21 protein-coding genes are annotated in these 22879 nt (G+C 61.8%); 12 read left to right on the forward strand and 9 right to left on the reverse strand.

Going from position 1 to position 22879, the window contains the following annotated elements:
- Position 1: 1 nt before the first annotated feature.
- The 3 genes from PQQ96_RS27780 to PQQ96_RS27790 all read right to left on the reverse strand — a co-directional run bounded on the left by PQQ96_RS27780 (position 2) and on the right by PQQ96_RS27790 (position 3536).
- The gene (locus PQQ96_RS27780; protein WP_408298590.1) at positions 2-1540 is read right to left on the reverse strand and encodes a Fic family protein; all 1539 of its coding nucleotides are present in this window, start codon (positions 1538-1540) and stop codon (positions 2-4) included.
- A 224-nt stretch (positions 1541-1764) separates the two neighbouring features.
- Entirely contained in the window at positions 1765-2682 is a 918-nt protein-coding gene (locus PQQ96_RS27785; RefSeq protein WP_408298591.1) for an IclR family transcriptional regulator, read from the reverse strand.
- Positions 2679-3536 (reverse strand): IclR family transcriptional regulator, encoded by an 858-nt coding sequence (locus tag PQQ96_RS27790; protein WP_408298593.1) that lies wholly within the window; start codon positions 3534-3536, stop codon positions 2679-2681. The genes PQQ96_RS27785 and PQQ96_RS27790 overlap by 4 nt, the downstream gene beginning before the upstream one ends.
- Positions 3537-3820: 284 nt before the next feature.
- Here PQQ96_RS27790 and PQQ96_RS27795 point away from each other — a divergent pair, with 284 nt between their 5' ends.
- The 5 genes from PQQ96_RS27795 (at position 3821) to PQQ96_RS27815 (ending at position 9218) form a co-directional block, all read left to right on the forward strand.
- The gene (locus tag PQQ96_RS27795) at positions 3821-4780 is read left to right on the forward strand and encodes an MBL fold metallo-hydrolase (protein WP_408298595.1); all 960 of its coding nucleotides are present in this window, start codon (positions 3821-3823) and stop codon (positions 4778-4780) included.
- A 70-nt stretch (positions 4781-4850) separates the two neighbouring features.
- A complete protein-coding gene (locus PQQ96_RS27800; protein WP_408298596.1) occupies positions 4851-6569 on the forward strand; it encodes an FAD-dependent oxidoreductase in 1719 nt (572 codons plus the stop codon).
- A gap of 122 nt (positions 6570-6691) precedes the next feature.
- Positions 6692-6928, forward strand: coding sequence for a DUF2783 domain-containing protein (locus PQQ96_RS27805; RefSeq protein WP_408298598.1), 237 nt, complete (start codon positions 6692-6694; stop codon positions 6926-6928).
- Positions 6929-7115: 187 nt separating this feature from the next.
- Positions 7116-8438 carry an MFS transporter gene (locus PQQ96_RS27810; RefSeq protein ID WP_408298600.1) on the forward strand — a complete coding sequence of 441 codons (1323 nt, stop codon included), beginning with the start codon at positions 7116-7118 and terminating at the stop codon, positions 8436-8438.
- 81 nt (positions 8439-8519) lie between these two features.
- Positions 8520-9218, forward strand: coding sequence for a 4'-phosphopantetheinyl transferase family protein (locus PQQ96_RS27815; protein WP_408298602.1), 699 nt, complete (start codon positions 8520-8522; stop codon positions 9216-9218).
- On the opposite strand, the gene PQQ96_RS27820 is transcribed toward PQQ96_RS27815, so the two are convergent.
- The 3 genes from PQQ96_RS27820 to PQQ96_RS27830 form a co-directional block, all read right to left on the reverse strand.
- Complete coding sequence (locus tag PQQ96_RS27820; protein WP_408298604.1) at positions 9215-10060, reverse strand: 4'-phosphopantetheinyl transferase family protein; 846 nt, start codon at positions 10058-10060, stop codon at positions 9215-9217. The two genes, PQQ96_RS27815 and PQQ96_RS27820, sit on opposite strands and share 4 nt — an antisense overlap.
- 12 nt (positions 10061-10072) lie before the next feature.
- Positions 10073-10552, reverse strand: coding sequence for a hypothetical protein (locus tag PQQ96_RS27825; RefSeq protein ID WP_408298605.1), 480 nt, complete (start codon positions 10550-10552; stop codon positions 10073-10075).
- A 128-nt stretch (positions 10553-10680) separates the two neighbouring features.
- On the reverse strand, positions 10681-11346 hold the full coding sequence (locus PQQ96_RS27830; RefSeq protein ID WP_408298607.1) for a nitroreductase family protein: 666 nt from the start codon (positions 11344-11346) through the stop codon (positions 10681-10683).
- Positions 11347-11604: 258 nt separating this feature from the next.
- On the opposite strand from PQQ96_RS27830, the gene PQQ96_RS27835 reads away from it, so the two are divergent.
- On the forward strand, positions 11605-12840 hold the full coding sequence (locus tag PQQ96_RS27835) for a YbfB/YjiJ family MFS transporter (RefSeq protein ID WP_408298609.1): 1236 nt from the start codon (positions 11605-11607) through the stop codon (positions 12838-12840).
- A 58-nt stretch (positions 12841-12898) separates the two neighbouring features.
- On the opposite strand, the gene PQQ96_RS27840 is transcribed toward PQQ96_RS27835, so the two are convergent.
- Positions 12899-13372, reverse strand: a complete 474-nt coding sequence (locus PQQ96_RS27840) for an Lrp/AsnC family transcriptional regulator (protein WP_074286292.1) — start codon at positions 13370-13372, stop codon at positions 12899-12901.
- 395 nt (positions 13373-13767) lie between these two features.
- On the opposite strand from PQQ96_RS27840, the gene PQQ96_RS27845 reads away from it, so the two are divergent.
- A complete protein-coding gene (locus PQQ96_RS27845; RefSeq protein WP_408298612.1) occupies positions 13768-14388 on the forward strand; it encodes a LysE family translocator in 621 nt (206 codons plus the stop codon).
- Positions 14389-14472: 84 nt separating this feature from the next.
- On the opposite strand, the gene PQQ96_RS27850 is transcribed toward PQQ96_RS27845, so the two are convergent.
- Both PQQ96_RS27850 and PQQ96_RS27855 read right to left on the reverse strand, forming a co-directional pair.
- The gene (locus PQQ96_RS27850; RefSeq protein WP_408298614.1) at positions 14473-14844 is read right to left on the reverse strand and encodes a hypothetical protein; all 372 of its coding nucleotides are present in this window, start codon (positions 14842-14844) and stop codon (positions 14473-14475) included.
- A 430-nt stretch (positions 14845-15274) separates the two neighbouring features.
- The gene (locus PQQ96_RS27855; protein WP_408298616.1) at positions 15275-16330 is read right to left on the reverse strand and encodes a LacI family DNA-binding transcriptional regulator; all 1056 of its coding nucleotides are present in this window, start codon (positions 16328-16330) and stop codon (positions 15275-15277) included.
- 198 nt (positions 16331-16528) lie between these two features.
- Here PQQ96_RS27855 and PQQ96_RS27860 point away from each other — a divergent pair, with 198 nt between their 5' ends.
- From PQQ96_RS27860 to PQQ96_RS27880, 5 genes are all read left to right on the forward strand, one after another.
- Positions 16529-17554 carry a TRAP transporter substrate-binding protein gene (locus PQQ96_RS27860; RefSeq protein WP_408298618.1) on the forward strand — a complete coding sequence of 342 codons (1026 nt, stop codon included), beginning with the start codon at positions 16529-16531 and terminating at the stop codon, positions 17552-17554.
- A gap of 96 nt (positions 17555-17650) precedes the next feature.
- Complete coding sequence (locus PQQ96_RS27865) at positions 17651-19537, forward strand: TRAP transporter large permease (RefSeq protein WP_408298620.1); 1887 nt, start codon at positions 17651-17653, stop codon at positions 19535-19537.
- Between the two features lie 103 nt (positions 19538-19640).
- Positions 19641-20180: a VOC family protein gene (locus PQQ96_RS27870; protein ID WP_408298622.1), complete on the forward strand. Its 540-nt coding sequence runs from the start codon at positions 19641-19643 to the stop codon at positions 20178-20180.
- Positions 20177-21475, forward strand: a complete 1299-nt coding sequence (locus PQQ96_RS27875; RefSeq protein ID WP_408298624.1) for a ribulose-bisphosphate carboxylase large subunit family protein — start codon at positions 20177-20179, stop codon at positions 21473-21475. The genes PQQ96_RS27870 and PQQ96_RS27875 overlap by 4 nt, the downstream gene beginning before the upstream one ends.
- Positions 21476-21498: 23 nt before the next feature.
- Positions 21499-22875, forward strand: a complete 1377-nt coding sequence (locus PQQ96_RS27880) for a four-carbon acid sugar kinase family protein (RefSeq protein WP_408298626.1) — start codon at positions 21499-21501, stop codon at positions 22873-22875.
- Positions 22876-22879: the final 4 nt, after the last annotated feature.

Here is a 22879-nt window from a genome sequence, read left to right on the forward strand (position 1 = left end):
GCTAGCGGTTGTTCTCGTCCGAAAATGATTCGGTGACAGCCTGCACGATTTGCGCACTCAACTCCGGCCGCTCGTCAAACAGCGGATAGCGCTTGCGCAAGCTGTTCGACACGCTGTTGCCGTTCTGCCGGACGCTACGAATGATGCTGTCCAGATCGTTGTCCGGCGCTTCAAGAAACTCCTTGATGGCGCGCCGTGCTGTGTCATTGGCGTGCAGAAAGCGCGCTTCGGCGCGCATCTCATGCGTTAGCGTCATGTTGATCACATCAGCAAGATAGATGACGTGTGCGGTCAGATCGGGATAGCGCCAGGCGGGCAGCGCGTCGTCATAGGCGCGAAAGTGCAGGTTGTATTCGACACCGTCTTCCGCGATCTCGGTCTTGCCAAACGTGTACAGGTCCGCATAGTGCTTCATCAACGGGCGCGAAAAGCGTTCGAGCACTTTGTCGTAAGCGGCACGATCGCGCGTGCTGTGGGTGATCGTGGCGGATACCGGCAAGATGATTGGCGCAGGCACCGCGCCGTCGCGACGCAGAATATCGTTGATCAGGAAGCGCGAAATGCGGCCGTTACCGTCGGCCATAGGGTGAACGTAGACGAAGCCGAACGACGCCGCGGCAGCACGCACGATAGACGCCCCCCCTTCGGTACGTTCCAGAAAGCGGCTCAGCCCTGCGAGCATCGTTTCGATGTGTTCCCAGTGCGGCGCGATGTAGTCGACCACCGGTTGATAGCGGGCGATGTGTCCCACATACACCGGAGAGCGGCGGATGCCGTAGCGCAGGGCCGACTGCCCCAGGATGCCGCGTTGCAAGACGTCGAGCGTTTCAGCGTCGAACGGATTCGCATGCTGTCCGCATTCGCTTTCCATGACCGCGGCAAAGCGGCGGATTCGATCCTCTTTGTCCTGCTCGTGTTCGATCAGAAAACTCGCGCGACTCTCTTTGACCGTCAGCCAGACGGCGCTGCGCAAGATCAGATCGATGCCATAGGCCGCTTCCAGTTCGGCAAGCGGTGCGGCAAGGTCGTAATCTTCGGCGCGCTGGACCGCTTCGACACGTCGAATCACCGGGCAAAAAACCCGATTGCCCGGCAGGTTGTCGCGCACACGCCAACGTGCGTTGTTGACCGGCGTGCCTGCGATGAAGTCCTCGGGATTCAATGCATCGACATAGTTTCCCCGGGAGACGCCCGGCGCGTCTAACGCCTCCGGCATCAACCACTCATAAAAGAAGCAGGCGCGGCGGGCATACGCGCCTGTGGGTTCGCGGGCGATCCATGCCTCCAGTTCGTGGCGCACCGGTTGCAGCGCAAAGAGTCGCGCGAGGAATTCGAGGTGAATGCCCTCGTGCCGGAAGGCGAAAGTCAGGTTATCGGTCAGGCTGGCGCCCGGACGATAACGTTCGGGATAAACCTCGCGGCGGATGTCACCGTCGGTGGACGTTGAGCGAATCCGGCCGATTTCACTCTGAACGGCGAACGGGTGGACCGGTACGACGCCGTACGTGTTCGATAGCCATTGATAACCGATCTGCGGCATGATTTTCGATCCGGGATGGCGGAGACGCGCGCGAGGACACGTTGTTTCGCTCAGTTTTGCGTAGTTTCGATTACTCGGCTCGCAAAACGATTACAAAACGTATGTTTTCTGGAAAAACGATTATACGGCGTCTGCGCTTCATTTCGATTACTGGGCGCGCAAAACGATTACAAAGTGCCAGTTTTCCGGAAAAACGATTATTTATCCCTGGTTGAGGCAGCTTTTCAGGCCTCGCTTGCCACCGCCATCCACCCAAACCGCCGCGACAACCTCAGGGTTGCCGCGCGTAAGGTCTGCGCAGGGCCGCCCGCGAGCTCGCTGTCGAAGCTGCCACTCGGGCCCATCAACGCGAGCACCAGACAGATACTGCCGGTATGGTCCAGCACCGGCGCGGCCAGGGTGTCGATGCCTGGTACGGGCCGGCTCAATGCGGTGTCGATGCCGTCCGCGCGGATTTGCGCGAGGCGTTGTGTGTAGGCCTTGGTCAGTTGCTGCAGCGGTGGCGCGGCGTCTTTGCGACCTGAGGCCGTAGCTGGTTCAGCCGCCGTCGCCGCCCCCACAAAAATCTCCCCCGCCGCAGCCCCCGCCAGCCGCAAATGATCCTGCGCCAGCAGACCATGACGCACATCGTCCGCGACATACGCAGCAAACACCCGTCCGATCGCCGTATTCACCAGCGACATCACCGTGCCGACCCGCAAGCTCACGTGCAGCGGCCGGGCCGACTCCTCCAGACGCACGACAGTCGGTCCAAGCGGCCCAAGCACCGCCATCGCGACGCTCATTCCCGTCGACGTCGCCAGTTCGACCACTTCCGGCTCAGCCTCCCGCGTCGGCGACAAACGCTGCAAGCCGATCAAGCCAAGCTCAAGCGCCAAAGGCCCGGCTTCGAAACAACCCGCGGCATCGCGGTTCAGCAAGCCGATCTTGAGCAGACTCACCAGATGCGGAAACGCTTTGGCCGGCGGCATGCCCGCAGCCGCCGCAAGATCGCGCAAACTCAACGGCCGCGCGGCCGCCACCAGTGCGCCGAGCAATTCGCCGGTGCTATCGAGCGACTGGATGCCGCGCTGCGGTTTCGCATCGGCGGAAGCAGCGGAAGCGCCGGGGGCGGCGTAAGAAGTGTCGAGCGAGTTAGTCACGATGCGGAAGAAGCTAACAAGGAAGGCGCTGCCGCCAGTTCGGCGCTGATGTCATGGGCCGTCGAAAGCAGCGCGCGAGCTGTCGGGCCGTCGGCGGCGACGTCGATCACGCCGGTCGAGCCGATCACGGTCAGCGCGAGGCACAACTGGCCGTTCGCATCGAGCACCGGCGCGCTCAAACTGCTGATACCCGGACTCGGCAAATCGACACTGCATTCCAACCGGCGTGCGCGGATTGCGTCCAAAGCGGCCTCGAAAGCGGTGCGTTCGTCAGGCGGCGTCACCGCGCGACCCATCGAGCCCGACTGATTCGCCCACATCCCCTCCAACGCCTCGCGCGGCAGATAAGCGCAAAACACGCGACCTGTCGACGTCGCCGGCAGCGACATCACCGTGCCCACATGCAGATTCACATGCAACGGAAAGCCCGCATGCTCATAGCGGACGATGGTCGGCCCCTGCGGCCCGGCAATACAGATTGCGACGCTGAACCCGATCGCCTCGGCCAACGCCGCCACGCGCGGCACGGCGGCGCGAAACGCCGGCTGGTTCTCCAGATGCATCAATCCCAGCCGCAATGACAGTGGGCCGGGTTCATAACGGCCCGACAGCTCGTCACGTTTGATCAGACCTAAGCGGCTCAGGCTTACCAGATAAGCATGAGCCTGCCCCGGCGCGATCTGCGCGGCGCTGGCGAGATCGGACAAAGCCAGTGGACTGCGCGCCTGAGCGAGCGCCAGCAACACGCGGCCGCCCACTTCGACGCTCTGAATCCCGCGCTGCGTCTTGCCGCCATCCGCCGTCTCGCTGCCGCCCGCGCCTTTGCCGGTGGCCGGTTTCGCTGCTTTGCTCACACCCGCGCTCGTCCGTAAAAAGGGTCCATGTTAGCCGAAGCCCTGCGCGAAAGCCCGCGCCATCCTGTTCTCATCTTAGGCGCCCGAGATTTGCGTATAGCGATACATTTCGCTATTGACAAATAAACTGGTGCGGCCATAAGATGCATTCACCCCGACATACCGGTGCAGTCACAGAGTCAAAACGGGGCGAGACAACCCCCAATACCGCCAGCCCGCGCATCTGGAATCTGAACGCGCAGCCGGCCGTCTCGCCTCACGTCCAACTTTTGAGGGAGACAAGCATGGCAAAGGCATTCGCATCCCAGGCAGACCTGGAAGTCAAGAAAGTCACGTGGACCAAGCTGTCCGAGAACGCTTACGCGTACACCGCTGAAGGCGATCCGAACTCGGGCGTGATCATTGGCGACGACGGCGTGCTGATCGTCGACACCACCGCCACGCCGGCCATGGCGCAAGACCTCATCGAGAAGATCCGCAGCGTTACCGACAAACCGATCAAATACGTCGTGCTGTCGCACTACCACGCGGTGCGCGTGCTTGGCGCGTCGGCGTATTTCGAAGAAGGCGCGCAAGAGGTGATCGCGAGCCGTGGCACGTACGAGATGATCGTCGAGCGCGGCGAAGCGGACATGAAGTCGGAAATCGAACGTTTCCCGCGTCTTTTCGCCGGTGTCGAAACGGTGCCGGGCCTGACGTGGCCGACGCTCGTGTTCGAAAAAGAAATGACGCTGTTCCTCGGCAAGCTCGAAGTGCGCATCGCGCATCTGGGCGCGGGTCACACGAAGGGCGATACGGTGGTGTGGCTGCCGTCGCAGAAGGTGCTGTTCTCCGGCGACCTGGTCGAATACGACGCGGCCTGCTATTGCGGCGATGCTCAACTCGAACAATGGCCGGCCACGCTCGAAGCGCTGCGCGCGCTGAAGGCCGACAAGCTGGTGCCGGGCCGCGGCCCGGCATTGACCACGCCGGAAGACGTCAACAAAGGCCTCGATTACACGAAAGACTTCGTCACCACGCTGCTGCAGCAAGGCCGCGAAGCGGTCGAACAGAAGCTCGATCTGAAGGCCGCCATGGCGCACACGCGCAAGGCAATGGACCCGAAGTTCGGCCAGGTGTTCATTTACGAGCACTGCCTGCCGTTCGACGTCTCACGTGCCTTCGACGAAGCAAGCGGCATCACGCATCCGCGTATCTGGACCGCGCAGCGCGACAAGGAAATGTGGGACGCGCTGCAAGCCTGATTGAAACCCTGATCACCGCATAGAAACGCCGGAAAGCGTCAAGCAGAGCAGAGAAGGACGGAGACACAAGATGAGCATCAACTACCAGACGCTGTCGTTCGAGTATCAGCCGAGCCGCGAACAAAGCGGGCAATGCGGGCAAAGCGGTGCCGAGCAGACGGTCTATCCCGTGATCGTGGTCGGCGGGGGGCCGGTGGGCCTCGCTACCGCGATCGATATCGCGCAGCAGGGCGTGCCGGTCGTACTGGTCGACGACGATTGTTCGTTGTCCACCGGTTCGCGGGCGATCTGCTTCTCGAAGCGCTCGCTCGATATCTTCGACCGGCTCGGCTGCGGGCAGCGAATGGTGGACAAGGGCATCAGCTGGAATGTCGGCAAGGTGTTCCTGAAAGATGAACTGGTGTACACGTTCAATCTGCAGCCGGAAGCGGGCCACAACCGGCCCGCGTTCATCAACCTGCAGCAGTACTACGTCGAAGGCTTTCTGCTCGAACGCGCGCAGGAGCTGCCGAATCTCGAGATCCGCTGGAAGAGCAAAGTGGTCGGCGCGCAGCAGAACGGCACGCCGGGTACGCAGGAAGCCAGCGTGACGCTGACCATCGACACGCCTAACGGGCAGTACCCGTTATGCGGCCGCTATGTGGTGGCCGCCGACGGCTCGCGCAGTCCGATGCGCAACTTTCTGGGGCTCGACAGCAAGGGCGTCACGTTCAAAGACCGCTTCCTGATTGCCGACGTGAAGATGGAAGCGGAGTTCCCGACCGAGCGCTGGTTCTGGTTCGATCCGCCGTTCCATCCGAATCAATCGGTGCTGTTGCATCGTCAGCCGGATAACGTATGGCGGATCGATTTCCAGTTGGGCTGGGATGCCGATCCAGTGCTGGAAAAAACGCCGGAACGTGTGATTCCACGCGTGCGTGCGTTGCTCGGACCGGATGCAAAGTTTGAGCTGGAATGGGTTAGCGTCTATACGTTTTCGTGTTTGCGCATGGACCGTTTCCGGCACGGTAACGTGTTGTTCGCGGGCGATTCCGCACATGGCGTGTCGCCGTTCGGCGCACGCGGCGCGAATAGCGGCGTGCAGGACGCGGAAAATCTCGCCTGGAAACTGGCGATGGTGCTCGAAGGCAAAGCGTCCGATGCCTTGCTCGACACGTATGCGAGCGAGCGCGAATTCGCCGCCGACGAAAACATCCGCAACTCCACGCGTTCAACCGATTTCATCACGCCGAAGAGCCCGGTTAGCCGGGTGTTCCGCGACGCTGTGCTGAAGCTTGCGCGGCATCACCCGTTTGCGCGGCAGTTGACGAATAGCGGCCGCCTCTCGGTGCCGGCGGTGTTGCGTGATTCCCCGCTGAATACGGCAGACGGCGACAGCTTCGACGGTCTGATGGTGCCGGGGGCATCGTGTGTCGATGCGCCGGTTCATGCAGCCGGACAGCCGGCGTGGCTGTTACAGCAACTCGGCCAGCAATTCACGGGCGTGTTGTTCTGCGGCGAGCAAGGTATCGATCAGGCGACGCAATCGGCGTTGGATGCGTTGCGTAGCAGTCCGATTCCGCCGAAGCTTGTCGTGGTGACGAGTAGCGCTGCGCAGGTCGCTGTGACTTCGGGTGTCAATGTGTTGCACGACATCGACGGTCTTGCCGCCGCGCGTTACGACGCCAAACCCGGCACGTTCTATTTGATCCGTCCGGATCAGCATGTCTGTGCGCGTCAGCGGCAACTCGACGTGAGCTTTGTGGAAGTCGCATTGAAGCGGGCATTGTGCGTTGAAGGCACGGCCTGAAGTCTCCGCGTAGATGGCACGGAGCGAAAACGCGGTGAAGGCGGCAGGCGCGCAATATGCCGCGCACGCAGCCTGGCCGACATACGCAGCACATCGGTAGAAGAAAAGAGCAGGAGACAGTCATGGCATTGAACACGCAACCCAATCTCGCCCGCCCCGACGATTTCTACGAGGCGCTGATCGACATGCATCGCGATCTGGACGATGCGCAGAGCCAGTCGGCCAATGCGCAACTGATCCTGTTGCTCGCTAATCATATCGGCGATCACGCGACGCTGCTCGAAGCGATGCGGCACGCACGCGAAGGCGTGACCGACGTGTCGACGCAAGGCGCACAGGCGCATCCGCTGGCTGCCTGAACACGCGGCACAGCGAACGGTAACGATAAAACGCTGTACGCGCGGGGCCGTTCGAGCCACGCGCAATCCACCACGGCGCGCGGCGCACCTATACCGTCGCATGCCGTTCCAGTAGAAAACAGAAACGCGGCGCATCAAGACGCCGGACCCAGCGGGTCCGCTGGACCCTCACGTTTGGAGATAACCGATGAGCCAATCCCTCGCCCCTGCGCTGGGTGCATCCGCCGTTGCGCACGACGATCTGTTATATCGCAAGGTTTCGAAGCGGATTATTCCGTTTCTATTCCTCTGTTATGTGGTGTCGTTTCTCGACCGCATCAATATCGGCTTTGCGCAGTTGCAGATGAAGCACGACCTCGGTTTCAGCGACGCCATGTACGGTTTGGGCGCCGCGGTCTTCTATATCGGCTACGTGCTGTGTGAAGTGCCGAGCAACATGCTGCTGGCACGCTTCGGTGCGCGTCGCACGTTCACACGGATCATGCTGCTGTGGGGCATCGCATCGGTGGGCATGATGCTGGTGTCGAAGCCTACACACTTCTATGTGCTGCGGTTCATGCTTGGCGTGTTCGAAGCGGGGTTCTTTCCAGGCATCGTGCTGTATCTGACCTACTGGTATCCGGCGCGGCGGCGCGCAGCGGTGCTGTCGATTTTCTTCGCGGGCGTCGCGGTGGCGGGTGTGCTTGGTGGTCTGGTGTCGGGCTGGATCATGCGCGATATGGGCGGCGTAATGGGGCTGTTCGGCTGGCAGTGGATGTTCGTGATCGAAGGGGCGCCGGCCATCGTGCTTGGTTTGCTCGCCGCGTTTTATCTGGTCGACGGTCCGCAGCATGCAACGTGGCTCAATGCCGCGGAGAAGGCGCAACTGATTGCGCAGCGCGATGAAGACCGCCGCGTTTCGTCGGACGCGCACTCATCGCGTTCCGTCATGCAGTCGCTGCGTAATCCGCGGGTTTATCTGTTTGCGTTCATCTATTTCTCGCTTACCTGTGCATCGCTGACGCTGAACTTCTGGATGCCGTTGATGATTCGCGACTTCGGTGTTCACGATGTGCTGGCGATCAGTCTGTACACGGTGATTCCGAATGCGGTCGGCGCGGTGGGCCTGATTCTGATCGCGCGGCACTCGGATCGTCGTGGTGAACGGCGTCGGCACTTTGCGGTTTGCACGATCGGTGGCGGCATTGCACTGTCTCTACTGACGCTGCATCTGAGTAGCTTCCCGGCGATGCTCGCGATCCTTTCGCTGGCGGCCGTGCTGATCTTTGCTGCGTTGCCGATTTTCTGGACCGTACCGTCGGGCTATCTGTCCGGTACCGCGGCGGCGGCCGGTATTGCGCTGATCAGTAGCATCGGTATTACGAGCGGCATTGTCAGCCCGTGGGTGATTGGTCTGATCAAGACGCACACCGGCAGTATGGACAATGCGCTGTATCTGCTGACCGCGCTGCTGTTCGTCAGCGGTGTTGCGTTGCTGATTGGCGTGCCGAAGGAAATGAAGCGGATCTAAAGATCGAAGGGGTTCGGACGTCATATCGGGTAGAGTCGCGCATATTCCTTGCGACGCTTACGTGTGAAGCCCGAACCTGCGATGTACTCGATCGAACCTCTTGCGTTACCTCATGACGCCCCGTCCGACGTTTCGTTGTGGCGGGTCGATTTCGCTTTCGGTGCGTCGTTGGACGATGCCGCCTTCGCCGCGCTAAGCGACGACGAACGCGCGCGAGCCGGCAAGTTTCGTCGCAACGAAGATGCGCTTCGTTTCGCGTCCGTGCGCGTGGCGCTGCGAGAGCAACTCGCGGGGTATCTCGGCATGGCGGCACACGCCGTTCGGTTCACGCTCGACGAAAACCGCCGCCCCCGTCTCGCCGATTCCGATGCATACGACTTCAACGTTTCACATGCGGGTGCACATGGACTGATCGCGATGTCGCCGTGCCGGCGCGTCGGCGTCGATATCGAGCAATGCAGCGATAAATTCGATTGGCATTCGATCGTCGATTTGACGCTCAATGCGAACGAAGCTGCGTGGATCGAGCGCCTAAACGTCACGCAACAGTCCAGCGCGTTTTACGACGCGTGGGTCGCCAAAGAAGCGCTCGTCAAAACGACGGGCGTGGGCATCACGCGCGGCTTGCAGCATCTGACGGTCCTGCCGCGCGACAGCATGCAGGTGACGCTACGCAATGAGATGCCGGATGACATGCACGAGATTGCCGCGCGCTGGATCGCGGCACCAGAAGGCTATGCTGCATGCGTGGCGTGGTCGACGAAAACGTTCGCCCACTAGGCGCTCGGTTTTCCAAACACCAACGCCTTAGGCCATCCAACGGCCTGCACCTGCGTAACCGGCTGAGCCAATGCAACCGCCGCGCGAATCTTGCCCGACATCGGCAGATCGAGCACGTGCCAACGGCCATGCCCGGCGAGATCGAGCGCGCAGACTGCGGCATCGCTCGACAGCAGATCCAGATCGACATCGGCGGGCGCATAACGCAGCGCGTTGCTCAAGCTGCCGTAACGCGCACGTCGGCGGGAGCCTTCCGGAGGCTCGTCGAGCGCAGCGCCCGGCGAGGGGATGACCACGTTCAGCCCGAGCGTCGCCGATGCAATACCGATCACGATCCAGATGCCCGCGTACGCGATATCGATCGTGATGCCGCGACCGTCGTGCGGATGACGCGCACGCAACTTCTCGTGGCCGTCGTCCTGCAAATCGACGGCATGCGGCTTGCAATCGAACAGATTCGCGACGATCCAGCGCGTCACCACGCGTGCGCTAACAAAGCGTTTGCGTAGCGCCGAGTTCGGATGAAGCCGCGCGCGTTCGCGCTCGCCTTTCGACAGCCACGCATCGCCTTCCTGCACCGGAACGGGCAGCCATTCGCAACGGAACCGCCACAGATGCAACTCACCCGCGCGAGGCGCGGTGACGCTGCGCGGATAGTGGCGCGTTAGCGGATGCGAGACGAAACGCGGTAGAGCCGCGTTGACGATAGCGTGCGCGGTTCGAACGGATTGTGCAGGTTGAGCAGGATGAGCGGCTTGCAAGGCGTTTGCGCTATTCGTCGCCTGCGAGCCGATGTTGTCACGCACACGCGACGGAGCGGGAGGAGCGAGTTCTAACGGCATACGCTCGGGTCCTCAATGCATATAGGTGACGCGGCGCGCTTGCACGTCGAGTTCGACACCGGCGTCGAGCAGATCGATGGCGAACCAGCGGATCAGCTTCAACACGCCACTGACGGCCGGCCCCGGCAGCCATTCGCTCAGCATGCGCAAGGCAGCGCCGCTGTGTGTTTTTTGCAGCAACGCGATGGTTTGCAGGATCACGGCTTCGTCCTTGCCGAGATCGCTGGCGCAGCGGCATCGCATGTCGAGCGGACGATAGGACACGTGCATCAGCGAACGCATCAGCAGATCGAAATGTTCGATGCCGTCTTGCCGCAAGCCCACGCCGCTCAGGATGTCGCGCCAGTGCACGCCGCCGCGTGCCGATTCACACGCCGGCCGCAGCCAGGTGCGCACGGCGCTCAGGACCGTGCGGTCAGGCGCGTCGGGGGTATCCGTGACGTGATCGTCGACCAGTTCGGGACGGCTGCTGTAGTGAGAGCGGAAGTTCATCTTGGCTCCTGAATGGACACGGTCCAATGAGTCGCGCCGGCCTGATCGGAGAAGGGCCACGTCGCAGGCCAGCGCATGTCGCGTGCGACGGACAGGCGGTGACGCAGTGCCTGCGCCGGATGCTTGCTTCAAACTTTTGCCGGCTGCGCTGGCAGCCATTCGCGCACATGTTCGCTGCGTGCCGGACGGGCCGGTTGTTTACCCGGGTTTTTCGGCGTGCCGACAAAGAGGAAGCCCACCAGTCTCTCGTTCGGCGCGAAGCCCAGCGTGTCGCGCAGTTGCGCTTCATAGCTGTCGGGGCCCGTGGCCCAGAACCCGCCGTAGCCGAGCGCGTGGATCGCATTCAGCATGTTCATTGTGGCTGCGCCGACTGCCAGCAATTGTTCCGTCTCGGGCACCGTCGACTGGGCCGAGATCGCCGCGCCGAGCGCGATCACGAGCGGTGCCGCGTAAGCCTTCTGCCGCCGATGCGCATGCGCGGAGCGCGGCTCGCCGGGCGAGCGGGCGCAGGCGAGGTCGACCAGCACGTCGCCGAGGTGGCCGCGAGCGTCGCCGCGGATCGTGACGAAGCGCCACGGCCGCAGATTGCCGTGATCGGGCGCGCGCAGGGCGGCGTCGAAAATCAGATCAAGTTCGGCGTCGGCCGGAGCCGGTTCGGTGAGCGGCCAGTGGGACTGGCGCGACAGCAGTACTTCAAGCGCGGCCGCCGCCTTGGGCCCGATGGCGGTGTCAGGCGTCGCGGTTGCCGGGCGTTCGTTTTCGGTTTCGGGGCGGCTGACGTCGAGTGTGCTCATGATTTCGGTATCCGGCTGATGGTATGAGCGCCATGATGAATCAATTCGTCTGTAAATGCAAATCATTCGCATTTAGAAAATGAATTTGACAGGTCATCGCATCGCGGGTCGGCAGCGTCTGCAAGCGTCCCGGCGGGCTTGTAGTCGAACGTCGGACGTCTGGTTCGCAACTAACGGTCAGCCGTATGGAGCGTCCGCAGATATGATGGCGACATGCCGCAGCAGGCCTGCCGCATCCCTGTCTACCCACGTTAGCCAATGCCGACAAAATCTCTCGACGCCGCATCGTCCGCCCCGTCCACCGACGCAGCGCAGCGTCTGCCCACCTTGATGCTCGCCGCCGGCCTGTCCTTAGGTAGCGCGATCGCGCTGGGTCTTGCGCGCTTCGCTTACGCGTTGCTGTTGCCGGCGATGAAACTCGACCTCGGCTGGAGCTTTGCGCAAGCCGGCGCGATGAACACCGCTAACGCGCTGGGCTATCTGCTGGGCGCGTTGGCTTTTCCGCGACTCGCGCGCCACTGGTCGGCCGGGATGGTGTTCGATGCCGGTTGCGTGGCCACTGCGCTACTGATGGCCATCGGCGGTCTGCTTGCCGATACGCATTCGCTACTCGTGTTGCGCGTCATCACTGGTGTGAGCAGCGCGGCGATTTTCATCAGTGGTGGCGTGCTGGCGGCGCGGCTGGCGTCGGCGAGACCGCACGATGCGGGGCTCGTGCTCGGCTTGTATTACGGCGGAACCGGTTGGGGCATCGTCGCTTCGTCGGTGCTGGTGCCGCTGACGATCTTCAACGTCGCGCATGGCTGGCAGTTTGCGTGGTTCGCACTGGCGGTTGCGTGCGCGGTGTTCGCCGCAGTCGCTATCGGCGCGGCGAGGAAAATCGAACGCGCGCATGCGGCTGCACCTTCGGCCGCGCATGTTTCCGATGCCGCCGACGCGCCACGTTGGCCGCGTTTCAGTCCCGCACTGGCAGGCTATGGATTGTTCGGTGTCGGGTATATCGGCTACATGACGTTCATCGTCGCGTTGCTGCGCAATGCGGGCATGAGCGCCGCAGTGGTGACGGGCTTCTACCTGCTGCTCGGCGTAGCGACGGTTGTCTCGGCGCGCCTGTGGTCCGGTCTGCTCGACCGCATGCGCGGTGGCCACGCGCTCGCGATACTCAACGCGTTGCTCGCAGTGGCGACGCTGTTGCCCGCGCTCTTCACGCAACCGTGGGTGGCGTTCGTCTCCGGCGTGCTGTTCGGCGCGACGTTTCTCTCAGCGGTCGCATCGACCACGGCTTTCGTGCGCCACAATCTGCCCGCGAGTCATTGGGCCAAGGGCATCAGCGCATTCACGATCGTGTTCGCCTTCGGACAGATCGTCGGGCCAATGGTGATTGGCTGGGTTTCGGATGGCGCGGGTCTCGCACGCGGGCTGGTTTATTCCGCGTTGCTGCTCGCGGCCGGCGCGGTGCTGGCGGTTTGCCAGAAGCCGTTGCGTGGAGTTTGAGTCGGCTTAGCGATGCGCAGGCGTATGAGTGCGCCAAGGCCAGGAAGGCACCCACATCCTAAATCTGCACCGACGGAATACTCTTCATACACCGCAGTGCAAACATCGAGCGGCTGTGACGGATGCCGGCGATCTTGTAGAGCTTCTCGCGCAGAAACCGCTCGTAGCCCGCCGTACCGTCGACTGCCACTTTGACCAGATAGTCGTAATCGCCCGACACCAGATACGCTTCCAGCACTTCAGTCAGTGTTGCCAGCTCGGCGCCGAAGCGGGCGAGGGCGTCATCGTCGTGACGGTCGAGCGTGACTTCGAGCAGCACCACGTCCGCGAAGCCGAGCTTCTGCTGATCGAGCAACGCAACGTAGCCGCGGATGTACCCCTCCGTCTCCAGTTGACGCGTGCGGTTCCAGCACGCCGTGGTCGACATGCCGACCAGTTCGGCGAGCTCGGCGTTGCTCAGGCGCGCGTTCTTCTGCAACTCGCGCATGATCTTCCGATCCTGGTTGTCCAGTGGGCGATTTCGGGTGGTCATGGCATTTGTGGAAGTTTGTTCAGGTAAATGCCATTTTAACGGAAGATCATCCTTAAATCGGCGAATGGATGCATTGCTTTAGGAAGCATATCCAGCCTGCGCCTGGGTATATTTTCAGGGTGCATTCATGCCCGGGACAACCGTCCGGGCCGCCGGCCTCAGGCCTGCGGTCAAGCGCTGCCACAAGCTGCCATCCGGTGTCTCGCTGCCTTCACAGGAAGGCGGCACGCGGGCGAATTCCGGCGTTACCTACGCCGGAAGACGCGCTCGCCGGGCATGGGCGCATTTTCCTAACCGAATGCTTGCCGGTACCTACCGTCCGTACGCCGTCCTTGAACGATCTTCGAACGCGGCGGCGGCGCGCACTGCTGGCAAAGCCGTAACCTGGCCTATCGATGTCGATTCAGCTTTACGTTTCATTTCTCCTCGCTTCCCTCGTACTCGTTTATTCCCCTGGTCCGGTCAACGTACTGACGATGAGTCAGGCGCTCAGCGCCGGCTGGCGCGCCGCGTTGCCTTGCGTGTGGGGTGGCACCTGTGCCGTGCTCCTGCAACTGGCATTTACCGCGCTCTGTCTGAACTCGCTGCTGCTGATCGACGCGCGTGCATTGATCGTGTTGCGCTGGGCCGGTGCGATCTATCTCGTGTATCTCGGCTGCAAGCAATGGCGCAGCGGCAGTCTTGCGGCGGCCACGGGCACCGATCAGCAACGCAGTCTGTTCTGGCGTGGGTTCGCTACGTCCGGGCTCAATCCGAAGACGCTGTTGTTCTTCCCGTCGTTTTTCCCGCAGTTCATCAGCGCGCCTTCGGAGGAGGTGCACTGGTCCGCGAACCAGCAATATCTGCTGCTGGCCGCGACGTTCGCGCTGGTGTTCGCGCTAGGTGTGGCATCGACGGCGGTGTTTTCGCACCGCTTGCGGACGGTGTTGCAGAGGCCGAAGCGCTTGCGTGCTGTCAATCGTCTGATGGGCAGTCTGCTGGTCGGCATGGGCGCGTTGATGGCGGCGGTTCGCTGAGCGAGTCAACTGCGTACCGCCGCCATCAACGTCATACCACTGACGATAAAACTCATCACTGGCGAGACAGATGACAGGCCACGTTCAGCTTGGTTTGGTTGGCGTTCTGACCGCGCTTTGTACCTCGACATTGCGATAGACGTCACGACAGAATTGCACGCCGCCTTCATGTGTGCCTTTGACGGCGACCGCTATCTGCGCAGCGCCTTCAATATGTGCAGACACCGGCGGATTGACGAGCGCGGCGTCGATAGCGAGTGGATCAGTAGGCGAGGTCCGCATGATGCCGATGCCCTTGATCGTCACAGCGAGGCAGGGGTCCGGCACTTGCGGACCGTGAGTGGCGGCGACGTTGAAATTGATGTTCAGCGTCCAGAAGCCCTCATGAATGTTCTGATGAATGATCACTGCCTTCACCACGTCCTGATGTGACAGTGTGTATTCGTTGTTTGCCATTGGTCCCTCCTTGCTCGTACGCAGTCTGTGCGTGCGCGTGCAGATATGGCATATGTGAGGACTAGGGGGCTAGTTTTACGCACCGTTTTGTACCGCGCAAGTGAAAAGGCACGGGCGCCGATGCGCGACGCTGCGCTGAGGGGAGGACGACAGCCGGGGTGCGGGTGTATAGGGACGCGCGGCTGCCGCAGCAGGCGGCACCACGCGGATGACCTTCAGGTGAACTGTCTATGCTGAGGATTAATGGAAAATGAGGTACAGGATGACCAGAACGATAACCGGGACGCCAAGAAGCCAGCCGAGAAGGTAAGGCATGGTGTGATCTCCTTTCGTATCAACGTTTGAATACGATGGTGATTCAGCATCCCGCGTGCCTGACGCTCTTCGCTCGCCGTTGCAGGTCTGTGAAAAAGGCCAAAACCCCCGCTAATCAAGGCAGATTCTCCCTCAGAACAATAGTGAACTGCACGGGCTTAACATCACTCATGGCATCGCGCTTCTCTCGTACATTGCGAAAAATCCTCAAACAGTTCCCCACCATGGCCTGCGGCGTCTGCGTGATCAACGCGTCCATCGTCCCGTCGATTAGCAGCGCTCGCGTGTCAGGCGTCAACCCGTGCCCGACAAACAGGATCTTCTGCTCGGAGCGCGCTTCCACAATTGCGCGCGCCACGCCGTCGGATCCGCCGCCACTGCTGTAGATCCCGGCGAGATCAGGGTGCTGTTCCAGTAGCTTGCGGGTCTGTGCATAGTTGCGCTCGCTATCGTCGTGCCCTTCGCGTAGGCCGATTACCCTGACCAAAGGAAACGTCGATTCGACCAGGTGTAGAAAGCCGATTTCTCGCTCCTCATGCCCGCGATAGTTGAGGCTGCCCGCCAGCATCGCGATTTTCCCGCTCGGTCGTGGACCCATGAAGCGCCCTAGCAGCAGCGCGGCCGTGCGTCCGGCAGAACGATTGTCGATGCCCACGTAAGCCAGCCGCCGTGCATTCGACAAATCGGAAATCAACGTAATCGCCGGCACGCCCTGATCGGCGAGCGTATTTACCGCGTCGCGCACAACGGGATGCTCGAGCGCCATGAACACCACGCCATCCGCACGTTGGCCGTAATGCAGCAGACGGTCGGCGAGTTCTTTCGGGTTGAAACTCTCGACGTAATGGACACGGCACTTCATGTCCAACGCGTTCCACTGATCGTGCGCGAAGTCGATGTAGTCGCCGAGCATGTGCAAATAGCGATTGGTGCCGGCAGGCAAGAGGAAAGCGATGCGCATCGGTCTCGCAGCAGACACCGCGGGTGCTTCCGGCGTTAGCAGATAGCCGAGTTGCGCCGCCGCTTGAAGGACACGTTGCGCGGTGACGGCGCGAACGCCTTCGCGGCCATTGAGTACGCGATCCACCGTGGCGGTCGAGACGCCGGCGGCGCGCGCAATGTCGGGAATGCGCGCCCGTGCGGTGGCGCTGAGGAGAAGCAGTTCGGACATAGCCGTCCTTCGCAAAGTGGAAGTCCATCAAAAACCATCAAGTTCGCGGTTTGACAGCGATTGCCGCGCACGCCTAGTCTTGCAGCTATCACACGACGACTGATGTGCAGTGAACGGAAATCAGAGCAGTGTCAGCGGGTGATGATGGTTTTTGATGGATTCGACAGTCACATCAATTATAAGCAAGGAGACACCCAAATGACCAACCTCGCGAGACGCACGTTGCTGCGTGCCGCGGCCGCCCTGCCGGTAGCCAGCGCGCTGGGCTTTCCGGCGATCGTGCGCGCGGCGTCCGGCCCGGAGTTCGTGTTCAAGTACGGCAACAACCTGCCGCTCACGCATCCGCTGAACGTGCGCTCGCAGGAAGCGGCCAATCAGATCAAAGAGGCATCGAAGGGGCGCATGGAGATCCGGATATTCCCTAACAACCAGCTAGGCGGCGATACCGACATGCTTGCGCAAGTGCGCAGCGGTGGCATTGAAATGTTCACGCCGTCGGCGCTGGTGGTGTCGACGCTCGTGCCGTCGGTGGCGATCAATGCAGTCGGCTTTGCCTTCAGCGACTACAACCAGGTGTGGAGCGCGATGGACGGCAAGCTCGGTGCCTACGTTCGGGCCGCGATGCAGAAGGCCGGTCTCGAGTCGTTTGAAAAGATGTGGGACAACGGTTTTCGTCAGACCACCACCAGCAATGGTCCGATCGCCAGCGCGCAAAACATGCGCGGTCTGAAGATCCGCGTGCCGGTGAGCCCGCTTAGCATAGACATGTTCAAGGGCCTCGGTGCCGCACCGACTAGCCTGCAATTCAGCGAGGTCTATTCGTCGCTGCAAACGCATATCGTCGATGCTCAGGAAAACCCGCTGCCGATCGTGCAGGTCGCGAAGCTCTACGAAGTGCAGAAGTATTGTTCGTTGACCAACCACATGTGGGACGGCTACTGGTTCGTGCTGAACCAGCGCGCATGGCAACGCTTACCAAAGGACTTGCAAGGTATCGCGAGCGACGCGTTCAATCAAAGCGCGCTGAAACAACGCGATGATGTTCGCAAGCTCAACGATGCTGCCGTCGCGGATCTGCAAAGCAAAGGACTAGCGATCAATCGTCCGGCGCCGGACACGTTTCGCGCGGCACTGCGTCAAGCGGGTTTCTACGCCGAATGGAAGAGCAAGTTCGGCACGCAGGCGTGGGACCTGCTCGAACAATCGGTCGGCAAGCTGGCTTAGCTGTGAACCGTGATCTGTGAATCCTGAGCCCGGACCGTGCGGCACATCGGTGAGCATGAGACGAAGCGCGGCGAGTGGCCGCGAGGAGGCATCCGCATGTCGAATCACGCATTGAATCCTGCCGAGGCGGCCGTCGCGCTGGACGCGGCGAGCATGCCACGCCGCTGGCTGAGGGCCTTCGACCGCGGCCTGATTGCACTTGTCTCATGCTGTGCGGCGGCGCTGCTGGCGGTGGAGATTGTCGTGATGCTGGCGGGCGTTATTTGCCGCTATGCGCTGCACCAGCCGCTGGTGTGGTCCGACGAACTCGCCGGGATTCTGTTTCTGTGGCTTGCCATGCTTGGCGCCGTGCTCGCGTTGCGGCGCGGCGAACATATGCGGATGACGGCTTTCGTCAGTCGTCTTTCGCCGGAGCGGCGTGCATTCGTCGATACGCTGGCGATTACCGCATCGATTGCCTTGCTCGCGCTGTTGATCGGACCCGCATACGACTACGCGTCTGGCGAGGCGGCGATCGTTACGCCCGCGCTGGAGATCAGCAACGCATGGCGCGCGCTCGCGTTGCCGATCGGTGCCGTACTCATGCTGATCGTCGGCTTGATTCGTCTCGCACAGGTGAGCCGCGTGCGCGACGTACTGATCGTGCTCGTGATTGCCGCACTACTAGGCGCAGTGGCGGTTCTCGCCGGTCCGTGGTTCCAGACGCTTGGCAAGGTCAACCTGGTGATCTTCTTCGTCGGCGTGGTGGCGATTGGTATTTTTTCGGGTGTGCCGATTGGTTTTTCTTTCGCGCTCGCCACGTTTGGTTATCTTGGTCTTTCGACGTTTACTCCGCTCGAGGTGGTGGTCGGACGAATGGACGAGGGGATGTCTCATCTGGTGTTGCTGGCGGTGCCGCTGTTCGTATTTCTCGGCTTGCTGATCGAAATGACCGGTATGGCGCGCGCAATGATCGAGTTTCTCGCGAGTCTCGTCGGTCACGTGCACGGCGGTTTGTCTTTCGTGCTGATCGGCGCGATGTATCTGGTGTCGGGTATCTCCGGTTCGAAAGTCGCGGATATGGCGGCGATCGCGCCGGTGCTGTTCCCGGAAATGAAAAAACGTGGCGCTTCTGAAGGCGATCTGGTTGCGCTGCTTGCTACCACCGGCGCGCAAAGCGAAACCATCCCGCCGAGCATTGTGCTGATAACGATCGGTTCGGTGACAGGCCTGTCGATTTCCGCGCTCTTCACCGCGGGGATGCTGCCGGGCGCCGTGCTCGCGTTGATTCTGTGTGTGGTGGTGTGGTGGCGCTACCGCAAGGAGGACCTGAGCGGCGCGCAGCGTTTCAGCAAGCGGCAGATCGGGCGTCTGTTCATTGTGTCGCTGCCCGCGCTGGCTTTGCCGTTCGTGATCAGAATGGCGGTGGTCGAAGGCGTGGCGACGGCGACCGAAGTGTCGACCATCGGCATCGCGTATTCGATGGTGATCGGGCTGTTGGTCTATCGGCGGTTTGAATGGAAGCGCCTTGGCCGCATGCTGGTGGATGCGGCGACCTTGTCCGGTGCGATTCTGTTCATTATTGGTTGCGCGACGGCCATGGCGTGGGCCCTGACGCAATCCGGTTTCTCGCAGGACCTCGCGCAATTGATGGGTTCGATGCCCGGCGGCGCGTACGGCTTTCTCGCGGTGTCGATTGTCGTGTTCGTGATGCTCGGCAGTGTGCTCGAAGGGATCCCCGCCATCGTGCTGTTCGGACCACTGTTGTTTCCGATCGCGCGGCTTGCGGGCGTCAATGAAGTGCACTACGCAATCGTCGTGATCCTGTCGATGGGGGTAGGCCTGTTCTCGCCGCCGTTCGGCGTCGGCTACTACTCGGCGTGCGCGATCAGCAAGGTCAATCCCGATGCGGGCATTCGTCCGATTGTCGGCTACATGGGCGCTTTGATCGTCGGCCTGATCCTGGTCGCGGCGATTCCGTGGATTTCGATCGGCTTTATTTAAGGTCTCTTTCAAGTCTCTTAACAGGTTCGACATTCGGGCGCTGCGTTTCCGCTGCGCCGGGGCGTCGCTCGTCTTTTAAAACTGGCAGTATCGGGAGAGTTTCATGAGTCGTTTCTTTGGCGAAATCCGTCAGGCCGGGTACGTCGTGCGCGATATCGAGGCCGCCATGGACTACTGGAGCCGCGTGCTCGGCGTGGGTCCCTGGTTCTACAACGAACGTGTGCCGATCGAAAATTACACCTATCGCGGGCAATCGTACGACGTGCATAACTCAGTGGCGCTGGCGAACTCGGGACCGTTACAGGTCGAACTGATCCAGACACGCAACGATGCGCCGTCGATGTATCGCGACTTTCTCGCTGCAGGCCACACCGGCTTGCAACACAACGCGTATTGGACCACCTCGTTCGATGCGGACCTCACCCGCTTGCAGCAGCAAGGCTTCAAAGTTGCGATGAGCGGCGAAGTGGGGCGCAATGGGCGTTTCGTTTACTTCGACACCGAAAACCATCCGGGCACGGTGATTGAGCTGTCGGAAATCGCCGGGCCGAAAGGCAAGCTGTTCGACATGATCTACGCGGCCTCGCGCGATTGGGACGGCCGTGAGCCGGTGCGCCCGTTTCCCGATCTGGGTGCGCTATGAACGCGACACTGCAACGGCCAACCGTGAATGACGATTGCCTCGAAGCCGACTATCTGATCGAGACGCCGCTCGATCCCGCACGCGTCGCCGATGTGATGGCGGGCGAGCAATCGAGCGGGACCTTTGTGCGCGTTGCCAACGAGTCTGACGCGCTGCGCGCGCGCAGCCGCGCGAGCGTATTGCGCATCGACGAACTCGCGCCGGCTTCGCAGCCCAGCTTGCCGAGCGCATGGCTCGCACGTCAGGGTACGCCCGGACCGTGGCGGCGCGCGCGCGTCACGCTGTCGTTTCCGCTTGCCAACATCGGCGCGAATCTGCCGACGCTTGCCGCGACTGTCGCCGGCAATCTATATGACCTCGGCGAAGTCACCGGCATGCGGTTGTTGTCGCTGCGCTTACCGGCGACTTATCGTGCGCGCTTCGAATTGCCGAGTCACGGCGTAGCCGGTACGCGGACACTCACGCAAGTCACGGGCCGGCCGATGATCGGGACCATCATCAAGCCGAACGTCGGCCTGAGTGCTGAAGAGACAGCAGTGCTGGTGCGCGAGTTGTGCGAAGCGGGTGTCGACTTCATCAAGGATGACGAAGTATGTGCGAATCCCGCGCATACGCCACTCGCTGAACGCGTGCGAGCGGTGATGAAGGAAGTGCGCAATTACCGCGAGCGTAGCGGCCGTCCGGTCATGGTTGCCTTCAATATCACCGACGACCTCGACGCCATGCGCCGTCACGCGGACCTGGTCGAACGGGAAGGGGGAAGTTGCGTGATGACCAGCATCAACTGGTGCGGTTTCTCCGCGATCCAGACGCTGCGTCGCGCAACGCCGCTCGTGCTGCATGCGCATCGCAACGGCTACGGCATGATGTCGCGCGATCCGGCGCTCGGTATGTCGTTTCAGGCGTATCAGACGCTCTGGCGTTTGACGGGTATCGACCACATGCACGTGCACGGTCTCGCTGGCAAATTCGCGCAGAGCGATGCCGAGGTGATCGAGTCTGCGCACGATTGCGCCACGTCTCTTGCGCCGGGTTGCGACGACATTGTGCTGCCTGCGTTTTCGTCCGGACAATGGGCCGGCACCGCGCAGGCGACCTTCGACGCCGTGCGTTCCACCGACTTGCTGTTCATGTCGGGCGGCGGCATTCTCGCGCATCCCGATGGTCCCGCGGCGGGCGTTACGAGTGTTCGACAGGCATGGGAAGCGGTGCAGACGCACAAGCCGCTGGAGATTTACGCCGAGCACATGCCGGAATTGCGGCGTGCGTTGGAATTTTTTGGCGGCCGCACGTGAGCGATACACGGGAGGCGAATGGCATGCATGACATTCGCGGCGACGGCCCGGCATATGGCTTCTACGGAGACGACTTTACGGGCGCGACTGATACGCTCGCTCATCTCGCCCGCGCGGGGTTGCGCACCATGCTGTTCTTCGCCCCGCCGGATGCGGCACGTCTTTCGATGCTTGACCGGCTCGACGCAGTCGGCATCGCGGGTGCCGCGCGGACCATGCCGCCGCACGCTCAGCATCAGGAACTCGCGCGCGTGGGGGCCGCGTTCGCCGCGCTTGGCGTGCGCGTGATGCACTACAAGGTGTGCTCAACCTTCGATAGCGCCCCGCAGACCGGCAGCATCGGCGTGGCGATTAGCACATTGCGCGAGTACTGCACGAATCCTTTGGTCGCGGTGGTTGGCGGTCAACCGAGTTTGCGCCGTTATTGCGTGTTCGGTGAACTGTTCGCGGCAGCCGGTGCGGACGATCAACATCATTCGATCTACAGGATCGACCGCCACCCGACCATGAGCCGTCACCCGGTCACGCCGATGAATGAAGCGGACTTGCGTGTCCATCTGCAGCGTCAAGGGCTGGGAAATGTGCAATCGATCGATTGGCGCTGCTATGCACGCGGCGATGCGGTGCTGCAAAAAGCGCTGGACCATCGGCTCGAATCAAAACCTGACGCCGTGCTTTTCGACGTACTCGACGACTCGCATTTGCGAGCGATTGGTCGGCTGATCGCACGTCATGCCAGAGCACAAGCGCCATTGCTCGCGGTGGGGGCAAGCAGCGTGGCGCAGGCCTACGCGTCTGTGGTCAACGATGCCGGTGAGTGTAAAGAAGTCAATGCAGCGCCTGCGCCGCTGGCGCGCGCGCACGGACCGGTGTTCGTGCTGGCCGGCAGTCTTTCGCCTTTAACCGAAGTCCAAATCGCCGCCGCGCATTCTTATCTGCGTGTGGAACTGGATCCGTTGCAAATGACCGGCGATATGGCGTCGGCCTATCTGGCCGAGCGCGCTGCTGCAATCACAGGGCCATTGCGTGATGGGCGCAATGTGCTTGCTTTTACGACGCGCCGCGCGGCGCAAGTAGGCGATGATGCAACCGATGCACGCGTAGGCGCGCTGCCACAGCTCGCTCACGCGTGCGCCAGGTTGCTGCATGCGGTACTCGGCAAGGTGAGATTGCAACGCATCGGGGTTGCAGGCGGCGATACATCGAGCTTCGCCGTCCGCGCACTCGACGCCTGGGGCTTGTCGTATCTCGCGCCCTTGTCGGCAGGCGTCACCGTGTGCCGCCTCCATGCCGATCGGAGCGAACTCGACGGCATGGAGATCATGCTCAAAGGCGGTCAAATGGGTGATGCCGATCTGTTCGAGCAACTGCTGAACGGCGGTGCCGTAACCAATGGCTAATTCC

Origin of the sequence: Paraburkholderia sediminicola (assembly GCF_046027825.1) — a bacterium.
GTDB classification, from domain to species: domain Bacteria; phylum Pseudomonadota; class Gammaproteobacteria; order Burkholderiales; family Burkholderiaceae; genus Paraburkholderia; species Paraburkholderia sediminicola_D.